Source organism: Bartonella sp. CL63NXGY (genome assembly GCF_042194905.1).
In the GTDB taxonomy this organism is placed as follows: domain Bacteria; phylum Pseudomonadota; class Alphaproteobacteria; order Rhizobiales; family Rhizobiaceae; genus Bartonella.
The window spans coordinates 41098-52786 of record NZ_JBHINK010000013.1; the positions used below are offsets into that span (position 1 = coordinate 41098).

Consider the following 11689-nt stretch of genomic DNA (forward strand, 5'->3'; position numbering starts at 1 on the left):
TGAATAGCGATGCGAACTAAAGACGTGACAGAGATTTTAAAAACGCTTGGCTGGGAACCTTATCGTGCTGAAGATGGTAGTATGTTTGCGCATTATCATTTTCCCGATCGCATTGTAGGCATTAGTTATGATGTTGTAGATTCTGGAGAGGATGGGGGAAAGTTTCGGCTATCGGCTAATCTTACCACTGCTGCTTATTGCCTTGCTTGGGAATATGCTAGTGGTGAAGTATCACAAGATAAGTATGAAGATGTGCTGTTTTACGCGAAGGAGGATTTTAATGTTAAAGCTTCAGATCTTTCCGAAAGCCATATTAAGGACGCTCTAAATAGAGTGATTGCATGGGCGCAAGCACAGGATATTGAAAAAAAAGTTGTGCGAGGAAGCTACTAATCATTCTGCCGTTGCACAAGCATTACTTGGTGATATGGAGGCTTTAAGGAGTGATAGATCTACCCCAAAACTATCTGTGCCAGAATTTGCAGATTATAAAACAATGACATCGGATGATCGCCTGCTTTTTTTTGCACAGGCCTATAAAAATGGGGAATTAGACGATATTCTAATGCGTAAAAAGCCAAAAAAGCAACAGATGAGTCTCACAGCAGCAATGCGCGTTCTTAAAACACAAGGGTGGTTTTCTACGGAGCCTAGAAAAATGTGGTTGGTTTTGCCCGACCGCTTTATTCAATTTGATTTTGGTTTTATACGTCTTCATGATAATTACAATGTCCGTATTGAAGCTGAAATATCTAATGAAATGATTTCTGTAGCTTGTAAATATATTCACTATAGTGGGGAGTATCGGTGCATATCACCTACAAATATTTATAATTCTTTTAACACGATTGGGGGGGGGATTTTTAGTGGTTTTGATAAAGGCATTGATATTTGTGTAGAGACATTAGATGAGCAAGAGCTTATCAAAATCTCTGAGCGAATAATACAATGGGCACGTGCCCAAGATTTACAAGCATCAATAGAAAGCAAAACACGTGTTCAAAAGTATAGCTACAATATACGTATAGTCTGGCATTTGGCTTGTTTAGCATTGACAGGTCAAATTGATATCCTGAAATCTTATCAAAATTTTTTAGAAGCCGGTACGATTTCTGGACATTTAGAAGACCGTGAAGTGGAGAAGTATGTTAATCACGCAGTTCAATTTGCTGAAGAGCATCTGAAAATCTTTAATGAGCGAAAAGCCATAGATGATCGTCTTAGTTTGCAAGATTTGTCTTTTCTTAATACAGTTTCTGAAGACTTAAAAAGGATGGGGTGGACAGTTTATCGCGATAAGAACTATGATCGCAATGCTTATTTTGTAAGTAAAGACCGTATCATCAATATAATGTATAACCTTCAAAGTGATGAAGAAGAGCCGATTGTTGTATTTAAGGCTTCGCTTTCAACACTTGGCTTTTCTACTGCTCATAGAGAGATGTTTCCTAGATTGCCCCAATATATAGCTCTCAAAGAGGCAGAAGAATTTTATACAGTTTCTAGTACTGAATTGGATGAAGGCAAGCTAAAGGAGATTTGTACAGATATACTTGAGTGGGCTGATCGGCAAAATGTCAATCAAATCATCTATGATTATGCCGCTTTGCCAACAAACAGTGAAGCTCACCTTGTGGCACGTCACTTTATAGCACTCATTCTGATTGGTGATATTGAAAAGCTCAAATTTTATAAGGAAAGTTTCAGGGCAAAGAACCATCTAGGCTTTGTGGAAGGTATCACGAAATATACGATTGACAACGCTCTTACTCTTGCACGGCGTTATCGGACTGGTTTTTCCAAAAATGCTCCGATTTTGAGTTTGGATGCGCAAACAGCATCTGTTGCTTCTAAAACAACTTCTGTTGAAGTGGCAGAGGAAGTGGATGAAGCAGATGACACTGATGATCGTCTTACCATGGAAAGTGCTCATGCACTTTTAAAAAGTCTAGGCTGATCAACCGAGAAAATCAATGAGAATGACCATATGGCAAGCTATCAATTGGCTGATCGTGAAGTAGATATTCTTTATAACGACGAAATTGCCAAAGATTACCCGCAATTTGATAGCGCCTTTTTGATTAGCACGGGCATTCTTTCCACCGCTTGTAAATTCATTGATCCTACCCACACGGAAGATATTCCAGATATACAGCTTAATTTTGAAGCAAAGGGTTTAGAAATCTTTGAACCAGAAGTTACTGCGGATCGCTTAAAGCAAGCACTTGATGACGCGCTAAAATGGGCGGTAACAGACATTGACCTTTCTAAAAGACTTCGCTCTGATTATGGCACTGCTCCTTGGGAAAAAGGCGCCACGTCTAAAGCAAACGATACGGATTATGCTTTACTTCATCTTGGCGCTCTTGCTTTATTGGGTGATGTTGAGACCTTACAATCTTATCAGAAAAGCTTTACGGCAGGTGATCACCTAGGCTTTGACGAGAGCATCAACAAAACCCACCTTGAACGTGCATTAGCTTTAGCCAAAGAAGTAGCAAAGGTGAAGCAAGTGAGCTACGCTTTGATTGAATGGGTAGCAAAAGATTTTGATGATCACTCAGAGCTTTCTAGCGAGGAATAACCTCGCTCTTGGAAGGAGAGTTTATTTAAGTCTATTTAGAACAAAGAATAAATTGATTATTTTGAAAAAAATTGAGGGGATTATGAATCATGAAATGGATAAAGAAAAAAAGTATGGGGGCAGCTGAGCCTGTGGAATTTAAAGGTCAAAAAGTTTATCAGGAAGATGAACTGTTTGAGCCTGAAACAGTTTCTTCTTGGAAAGAAGAAGGACAGATAGTAACGGGTACAAATGTGGAAAGAATGGTATCAGGAAGAGCACCTATTGGAGTCGATTTTAGACCTATTATGTTACATCCTGTGACACAAGAACAAGATAGTCCTCTCGTTGAGGTTCTCTACTCATTTTATCAAGGCAGGAGTTTGCTTGCTCCTATGAATCCAAAGACAAATTTTATCAGAAAAGTTATTTGTTGGATTTCAAAAAAAATTCCTAAGTAGGAAAAAAGAAAGAGTAATTATTGCAAATATTGAAATAATATCCCTAAAAGGCGCTCTCTAAACTTTAATGATCACCTCCTTTAATTCCATCATATATTGTAAATGCGAGATGATTGTACAGAGACAGATGAGAAAAGAGCTCCGTCAAGAACATATCTCTTATGATTTTATCAATCTCATCTCAATTCCATTGGCTATAGTAGAAAAAGATTGATCATTAGGAACACTCATTATGAGTAAAAACACGCTGTGACTTATGGAGAAAAATTTATGAAAAGTTATACTTTATCAGATGTTGCACAATATGTTGATATGCATAGTCATGTTATTAATTTTGGTACTCAAGATAATGCCCCTGATGATGTACGGATTAAAACAGCTGAGAACACTCTTGGTTTACAATTTACCTCTTCCTATAAGAATTTTTTAAAAAATTATGGAGGAGGAGAAATTGGAGGTGAAGAAATATTCAGTATTTATGAAATCTGTGCAGGTATTCCTGCTGGTGATATTGTTTACCGAAATTTGCTCGATAGAAGAGATGGCTTTACGGACCCCAAACAACTTGTTATCTGCACAACTGATTTTGGTGAAACCTTTTATTTTGATTATACGCAGTTTAGGGATGGTGAATGCCCTCTCTATCTTAAGTATACATCTGAAGATTCCGAATATTACGCAAGTAATTTTTATGAATTTCTCTGCAAAAGAATTAAAGAGTATGCAGGGGAAGATTCATGAAAACTTATACCTTAGATGATGTTATACAACTAGTTGATAAATAGAATAATTGCGATTTATTGCTTGTTATGAAAACATCTCAATAGAAACTGATCATTATAGAGATGAGCAAAATCCCTTTTAATAGACCGTGTCAGTTTTGTCAGTTCTTTTTAGAGCCTATATTATTTTTTTTAAATGAGAGAAAATTAAAAACATAATATTTCAATAGGTTAATGTTTTTAAGACATAATTCATATCAAGAGTACAATCTTTAAAGATAACCAATGATGTGAATTGATTAAAACTTGTCAGGTTGTGTCAGTAAATTGAACTGATAAACTAGATTATTTTAGTAAGTAATTACAACACGTCTTATAAAAAGCGTATGAAAGTAAAAACTGATTACGTTATTAAAATCCCTTGTATGAATTTTATCAGTTCATTTGAATAGATAAACTTATGATTTTAGTGAGAGATTAAAATGTGCTTTATGAAAAGCATATGCTCCTTTAAAGCCTTTCAAAAGATAGTTTGTAACTCATAAGAAGTGCTATCAAGACCATTATGATTATGAGTTTTGAAGATTTTGAGTATTTTGAGGGTTCCTTTTACGCCCCTTTATATATTTTTTTCAATCAAAAAATAAAAGTTATTATATTTCAATATGTTAATGCTTTAAATAAACAGCCTATATTACACACAATACGTAAATACAATCTGTAATATATATAAAAAGGGGTTTTGAAGGTATTTTGAGGGTTTGAGAAACCTTCAAAACCTATAAGTAATATAAGAAAATGAATATATATATATATATATATATAACTCTCTTTAAACAAAGCTTTTGAAAACAATAAAGCTATCATTTTAGATTACGGTATAATCTTTTAAAGGCAATTCAAATAAGAGTATTTAAAAGTGCAAATGATTTCTTTTTAGAATAACGCATATAAACACTCCTTTTAAAGATTATATGTAAACAATTTATAAAAGGGATATAGAACCTATAGGTATAAGACCTTATACCCCTTGTGAGTTTATCATACCCATTATGTGAGCATGCTTTTAAGTTATTCAGTTTCTCTAATTTCTAATTTTGGTAAGCTTTTAACGATTTTCATTGTCTCTAAACTTACAGTAATAACCCTTTGAAACAACTCTAGAGGGTAGGCAGGGTTGCCAACGGTTTCAACAGCATAGCGATTGGCATCATTAACAATGCCGCTCTTTTTATCTGTCTTTACACATTGACGCCCCATAACCCATTCAAGAGCGGGTCTACCATTAACGATATACTCATAAGCTTCAAGAGGGATATCTGTCATTGTGATATTGCTGTTATAAATAACAGTTGATTTATCTTTCTCTTTACCTGCTTTTGCGAATTTCATTTCAGTCACATAATAAAACTTTTCTGGATTAGAGATATCAGTCTGTTTTGGATTGCCTTTTTTAAAGGTCACGGGATAAGGTTCTACAGTTTCATAGTTTACGTGCAAATGACCCAGTTCACGTCCTGCTGTTACAAACTTCCAAAAATCTTCAGCACTCTTTACGCAAGGAATGCGAGGCAATTCTTTAGAGAGGTTATCAGCATAACGAGCACGGTAATCTTCCGAATGGAGTAAACCGTAAACGTAATAGAATAGATCATCCTTAGTAATTTTTTCATTTGGATAAGCCTCTTTAAAATGTGCTAATCCTTCATCCGTAATGGCATCATGCTTCTGTAAACCAGCTGTTGTGCTTTTTTCTGTAAATAAATGGGATTGTTTCTCTTTATTGTTTTTCAAGGATTCAGCATCTTCATAAATATAGCGTGGAAAGCATTGACCTTTATCCACTACATCAAGATTAGGTAAATTTTTAGACATAAGTACAGAAAAACCCGATTGAGTTCCCGTACCTGTAATTTGTATTACCATATTTTCAACTACCTTCCCCATAGGGAATATCCGCGGCATTTGATAGACTCTCTCATTAAAAGTACGGTTGCAGTATAGCCATTGTTTCGTAAAAGGACGATAAAGACTTTGCGTGATGCATCTATTTTCAAATTCAAAGATTTTTCCTCTTACTAACTCTTGTTTAACATTATAGCTCCAACTTATCTTCCTCTCATCTGTATCAACGAAATTATTTACAGCCTTTGTACGTATCTTGCGACTAGCATGCGGATAGATATCATTAAAACGTTCCACTTCACTGTTATAGAAGGCAATCATATTACTCATGTTTTTCTTTAAAGTTTCATGGCTTGAGTTATACGTCCAAGCATCACGATTAGTTACAACCCCAAGAGAAAATGTTTCAAATAGTCTGAAATTACATCCCTTCTTATCGCCTATAGCTAAAAATGTTTTGAAATTGTTATCACGTTGATGAATCCAGTCACCATGTTCATCCGGTGTAATTATTTTCCAACTCGATTTATTTGTGATGCCATCAACACTACCAAAGTATTGAAGCATCTCAAGTTTTTTTGCGGTGGAAAGATTATCTCCAATATCATGATAGTAAATCTTACACGGTTGTTTTTTATTTGGATTGCGCACAAAAATCGTTACAGCTATTCCGTTTTGACTTCCAGAACCAAAAACATTGCCTCCTTCCTTTGATAGCTCTTTTGATTTTATATTTTTTCGAATATCACCACGAAGATTAATGATATAAATAGAAGAATATTCATTTCGTAAGCATTTTCGCATGCCATCAGCAAATGCTTTATCTATCCATCCATTTCCAGAAATATAAGCTACAATACCACCTTGAGAACTTAAGCGATTACTTGCCCACCTAATCGCTCGAATATAGCTATCATAGAGATTTCTTTTTAATGTTGCTTGAGATTTAAGTGCATACGTATTTTGGATACTTCTATCAAGTATTTCATATTCTACATTTGCATTATTATCATTCTCACTTCTTTGACCAGAAGAATAAGGAGGGTTACCAAAGATAACTTTGATGTTTAGATTTTTCTGATGTTCTAAATATTCACTGTTTTCTTTGAATAATTCCTGTAGAAGATTTTTCTCTTCAAGCATCTGAAACGTATCAGTCAAACCAATATGCTTAAAAGGAATATACTCACCTTTCATGATACTATGATAAGTCGATTCAATGTTAATCGCTGCTATGTAATAAGCTAAGATAACAATCTCATTGGCATGGATATCATGACGGAATTTATATTCCATATCCTCTGGTTTGATGAGATTAGATTGTAAAAGTCGTGTGATAAAAGTACCCGTTCCAGTGAAAGGGTCAAGAATAGAGACACCACGTGACCCTAAGCTTTTGCCAAATTCATTACGCAACACATCATCAACAGAATGAATGATAAAATCAACAACCTCAACGGGCGTATAAACAATCCCAAGCCTATCCGTGGTTTTCTTAAATGCCTTGGCAAAAAAACTTTCATAAAGTTTGATAATAAGATTCTGTTTTGCATGAGTTTCCGTAATGCTTGCTGTACAGAACATGACACTTTTGTAAAATTGATCAAGATCTTTCGTTTTCTCTTCGATATTGGTTTTATCCAGTTCCGTTAAGATCTTATCCATTGCTTGTGAAATGGCATTGTTCTGTACAAATTCATTACCGTCAAATAAAGCTTCAAACACGGGACGCGTGACAAGATGTTGCGCTAACATCTCAATCGCTTCCTCTTGCTTTATTTCACTGTTGACGTTGTTCTTTAATTCCTTATGGAAGGCATCAAAGGCGTGAAAGGCTTCACTCTTTTCATCGGAAATCATATCTTTAAGATGATTGATATGGTTTTGAGCAATCTCAGCAACATTGTTCGCCCAAATGCCCCAATAATCCGTGATTTTAAAACTATCCAGAAAAATGGCTTTGACAAAATCAAAAAATTCAGAACGGGGGAATAGGTCTCCTTGTCCTCCAGATACCGATTGAGATTTGCTTTCTGCTGTTCCAATGACACGTCCAGAACTTTCTGCTTTTGATGGTATCGAGATCTCATCAACCGTTGTGGTAAGCTCTTTTAATTCATCCTCACGCTTAATCTCTATAATCTCAATCGTATGGCTGCTATCTTGTCCTAAAGACATTTGATTAATTGTCCGAGCAAGCCTTTCATCATGAGAATGTAAAGCATGCAAAACTTGCCAAACAACACGGTATCTCTTATTGTTTTTTAAAGCTTTTTTGGCTTCTAAGTGTGAAGGAATGATAATGGGTAAAATGATATAGCCCGTTTTCTTATTTGGAGCACGGCGCATCACACGCCCCACCGCCTGTATCACATCCACTTGGCTATTGCGTGGGTGTAAGAACATGATCGCATCAAGAGCAGGGACATCAATCCCTTCTGAAAGACACCGAACATTGCTTAAGATCCGACAAACATTGTTCCCAGCATCTCCTTTAAGCCAATCCAGTTCCTCATTGCGTTTTTTGACGCTTTGCGTTCCGTCAATATGTCTTACTTCACAGTTTAGAAAGGGAACGGTTTGAAGGAAATCATCAATATGAGATTTGATAATTTTATTAAAGAGCTTTGTTATATATTGAGAGGTATTGATATCTTTGCAAAAAGCTAAAGCACATTGCATGGGCTCTGTATCATCATCATCAACAGCGGCTTGCTTATCTATTTTGGTCAGGGCTCTATAACAGCCAATAATTTTTGCCGCATCATCTAAATCAATTTCACGGTTTTCATTGGCAATAATCTCCTGTATGGCTGGTGTGATATAGGTTTCATTAATACCCAAGACCACAATCTTGTAAGGAGTTAAAAGTTCATTATCGACAGCTTCCGCGAATGTATAATGATGGAGTTGTTTTCCAAAAAGTGCTTCATCATCCATAGAGGCGAGAACGGCATTGATCTCATCAGCCCGCCTTTTGGCAGTATCACTAAAGATACGCGGCGTTGCTGTCATATACAGACGTTTTTTACCACGAATAATGCTGTTATCATGAACCTTGATAAATTCAGATTCATTGTCTTCACTTCCCAATGAAGCCCCAGTTGTTCTATGCGCTTCATCACAAATGATCAGATCAAATTCGAGTAAACCATGCTCTTTTTGTGCATCCGAAATCACTTGGATTGAATGATAGGTTGAAAAGATGACCGTCATTGCGTCTACTAGGTTTTCACGAGCTTCTTTGGCAAGGGCTTTTGCATCTGTTGTAGCAGGGAGAACAAGATCTGATGTTTCCATGCCAACAATATCATCTTGATTTTTACGACGCTTGCCCACCTTCGTATCAGAACACACAGCAAAAGAACGCAACGGCACTTGTGCATCGGCTGTCCATTCACGGATCGTTTGCGAGACTAAAGCAAGAGAAGGCACCAGAAACAAAACACGCTTGCCTTGACCTGCTATGTGTTCTGCTATCTTCAAACTGGTAAAAGTTTTACCCGTTCCACATGCCATAATAAGCTTGCCACGGTCTGCTTCTTTTAAACCTTCACAGACTTTTTTGATGGCTTCTTCTTGATGGGGACGAGGCTCTTTTGTTGACTTAAGAAGAACTTCTTTTTTGGTTGCATAGATTTGCCAATCTATCCGACTGTTTTCCATATGACGAAGGTCAATGCGATAAACGGGGATCGCTTGTCCTTTGATCATGGCCTTCACATTGTCACTTAATTCCACTTCCGTGCTATCAACAAGAAGACGATATTTAAAGATGTCTTTCCCAGAGGCTGCGATAAAGCTATCAATATCCTTTTTACTAATCTGATGATCTGCTTTATAAAACTTACACTGAATAGCCACATAGCCTTCTTGATGACGAAGCTTAGCAACCAGATCAATGCCGATATCATTTTTATTCCAACCTTCACGCTCTTCAGCCCATTCATAATAGGTTTCTACCTTTTCATATCGTCCATAATGGAGAGGGTCATGCATAAGATAAGCCATGACAAGATTTTCGAACAGTGTTCCTAATTCACGGGGTGATTTAGCTTGTTGACGATAATATTCTAAGAGAGAGCGTAAAGTGACATGTTCATTATCATACTTATTAAAGTGATGCATATTACAACAGGGCTCCGTTTTCACATAAGGGTTTAATTCTCTTCAAAAGAATCAAAACGAAGCTTATTAAATCCATTTTGAACGAATTGAGAAAAAGCTGGAAAAAATGCTAAAAAAGCGGATAATTTTTTCAAAAAGTTTTTTTTAAGCTTGTTTATCCACAGCCCATGACATGGGGTCAGATCAGCAAAATAGTGAAATTTGCTGTTTATTTTATGGAAAAAGACAAATGAAGCATGTGCTTTTAAAATATCATAATGATTATTTTGATAGATTTTATGAGTCACTAAAATAATCTAGTTTGTTAGTTCAATTTACAGACACAAACTGACAAATATATATTATTGATTGTATTTAAGGTTATATTGTCGATATAGGTTGTATCGTTAAAATACTAACCTATTGAAATATAATGTTTTTAATTTTCTCTCATTTAAAAAAAATAATATAGGAGCTAGAATGAACTGACAAGACTGACAAAACTCTTCTGATAAGGTCACTCAGATCATTTGCTTTTGGAAAAAAGTTCCTTGATGAGAATGCCATAAAAAGAGTTTTGCGTGGTTGTCTTAAAGACTTCAAAAGAGATTTCTTATTGTTTTATGCTGTTGTTTTTGACGATAGGATGTGCTTGATAGCATGATGTCTCGTTTATATGCGTGTTGAGTGGCTTAGAGGAGCTGGAGAGTGAATTTATCTCTAATTATTGATAAATATATTGTAGCATTAAACTGGGGATATTGATGTATTAACCATTGACGGACTAAACAGTTTTGTTTAGAGGTTTCTTTATATAAATGTGGGGGAGAGATCTTCAGCAGTTAAAATAAAGCAGTTTTGGGTGTCACTTTTTTGGTAACAGAGGCATGTGCTTTTGTTAAAAGCGTCATAGGGCAGTGGCTGTTTTGAGTGGACTTGTTAGAGGTTCCATGAAGTTCTTTTAAAGAATGCTTCATGAATAATGCAAAGCGGGGGCAATCTGTATTGTTTTCTGTATTTTTACGCCAAAGTTCTCTTTTGAGAATTTTTCGTGCCATTTTTGTTTTCTTTGGCTTGTTTACAGGTGTAAATGTTTATGCGCGCTCCTCAGCTATTTTTCATTCCCCAACAGATAATTTTTCTCGCCAACAATCTGAGAAGCAGCAATTAGAAAGAATTGAGAATTTACGGTCTTTAACGCCTAAAAGGATCAAGACGCCTTCAGAGCAAAATCCAGAAACGCTTTTGGGTGGGAAGCAATGTTTTCCCATTCATGCTGTTGTTGTTGAGGGAGTGCATCATGTCAAAAAGCGCTCTATATCAGCCGTAACAGAGCCTTATGTTGGAAGATGTATTGGTCTTTTTGATATTCAGCTCTTAATCAAGAAGTTAACCAAAGTTTATTTGGATCAAGGCTATGTAACGGCGCGTTTTTATATTCCCGATCAAGATATCAAAAACAGCAAGACGCTCAAATTTGTTGTCGTTGAGGGCAAGCTTTCAGAGATTTACTATAATGGTTCACCGGCATCTCGTTATAACAATGTTGTGTGGAGTGCTTTTCCTGGGCTTCAAGGTCATGTTCTGAACATGCGCGATATTGAACAGGGGCTTGATCAGATCAACCGTTTGAGTTCAGCGCACGCTCAAAGCGAACTTCTTCCAGGGCGTGAAGAAGGGAGCACCATTGTCAATATTAACAATCATCTCGATAAAACTTTCAAGGTTACTGTTTCTCATGACAATATGGGACAATCTTCCACGGGTTGTGCGCGTTATAGTGCGGGCTTGAGGGTAGAAAATATTTTAGGGATGAATGATGCGTGGGATTTTAACTATCAGCGCAGTCAGACAGATTATTGGGGTGGGAGCAAGCAAGAAGGACATAGCAATAACATTTCAGCGAGTGTGAGTATTCCGTACGGTTATTG

Annotated in this window: 4 protein-coding genes and 1 pseudogene; 4 read left to right on the plus strand and 1 reads right to left on the minus strand. The window is 36.3% G+C overall.

The annotated features are described in order from the left end of the window. The first annotated feature begins 9 nt into the window (after nt 1-9). The 3 genes and pseudogenes from ACFIK0_RS07230 to ACFIK0_RS07240 all read left to right on the plus strand — a co-directional run bounded on the left by ACFIK0_RS07230 (nt 10) and on the right by ACFIK0_RS07240 (nt 3765). Nucleotides 10-2584, plus strand: a pseudogene (locus ACFIK0_RS07230) (DUF6990 domain-containing protein). A gap of 89 nt (nt 2585-2673) precedes the next feature. Continuing rightward, nucleotides 2674-3024 carry an HNH/ENDO VII family nuclease gene (locus tag ACFIK0_RS07235; RefSeq protein ID WP_375658084.1) on the plus strand — a complete coding sequence of 117 codons (351 nt, stop codon included), beginning with the start codon at nt 2674-2676 and terminating at the stop codon, nt 3022-3024. A 270-nt stretch (nt 3025-3294) separates the two neighbouring features. Continuing rightward, nucleotides 3295-3765 carry an SMI1/KNR4 family protein gene (locus ACFIK0_RS07240; RefSeq protein WP_375621053.1) on the plus strand — a complete coding sequence of 157 codons (471 nt, stop codon included), beginning with the start codon at nt 3295-3297 and terminating at the stop codon, nt 3763-3765. A 1052-nt stretch (nt 3766-4817) separates the two neighbouring features. Here ACFIK0_RS07240 and ACFIK0_RS07245 read toward each other — a convergent pair. Then, nucleotides 4818-9779 carry a DEAD/DEAH box helicase gene (locus ACFIK0_RS07245; protein ID WP_375663720.1) on the minus strand — a complete coding sequence of 1654 codons (4962 nt, stop codon included), beginning with the start codon at nt 9777-9779 and terminating at the stop codon, nt 4818-4820. A gap of 954 nt (nt 9780-10733) precedes the next feature. Here ACFIK0_RS07245 and ACFIK0_RS07250 point away from each other — a divergent pair. Then, nucleotides 10734-11689 (plus strand): ShlB/FhaC/HecB family hemolysin secretion/activation protein (locus ACFIK0_RS07250; RefSeq protein ID WP_375663721.1); only part of this gene is annotated, 956 nt, incomplete at its 3' end.